Annotated in this window: 1 protein-coding gene; it reads right to left on the bottom strand. The window is 67.0% G+C overall.

The features are described 5' to 3' along the window. On the bottom strand, positions 1–582 hold a 582-nt coding region (locus tag ACLQ29_RS35405), incomplete at both ends, for a 4Fe-4S dicluster domain-containing protein (RefSeq protein WP_425775707.1).

The raw sequence follows: 582 nt of genomic DNA, 5'->3' as shown, positions 1-582 counted from the left end.
CGAGGGCGGCGAGGCCCGCGCGTTTCCACATGGCCGGCAGGTCACGGGTGGTCACGACCGGGTCGGGTGGCAACCCGTACACCTCGGGCTCGTCCAACAGCAGGAAGAACGCCCCGTCACCACCCACACCGTCGTTCGGGTCGTGCCCGTACAGACGGGCCTCCGGCACACCCCGACCCCGCAACGTCTCGACCCGTTCCGCGGCCCGCTGCCGCAACTCGTCCAACGGCCCGTACTGGATCGACTCCGTCGGACACGCCTGCGCACACGCCGGCGTCATCCCCGCACCCAACCGGTCGTAACACAACGTGCACTTCCACGCCCGACCATCGTCCTTACGCTGATCGATCACCCCGTACGGACACGCCGAAATGCAGTACCCACACCCATTGCAGATGTCCTCCTGCACCACCACCGTCCCGAACTCCGTCCGGAACAACGAACCCGTCGGACACACATCCAGACACGCCGCATGGGTGCAGTGCTTACAGACGTCCGACATCATCAACCACCGAAAATCCGAACGCTCCTCGACACCCGTGCCCCGGCCCGGCGGCTGCGCCCCCGGCATCCCCAGGAACT

This window comes from Micromonospora sp. DT228 (assembly GCF_049841595.1).
In the GTDB taxonomy this organism is placed as follows: domain Bacteria; phylum Actinomycetota; class Actinomycetes; order Mycobacteriales; family Micromonosporaceae; genus Micromonospora.
The sequence above is the reverse complement of the archived record's forward strand: the minus strand, read 5'-3'. Positions and strand labels throughout refer to the sequence as shown.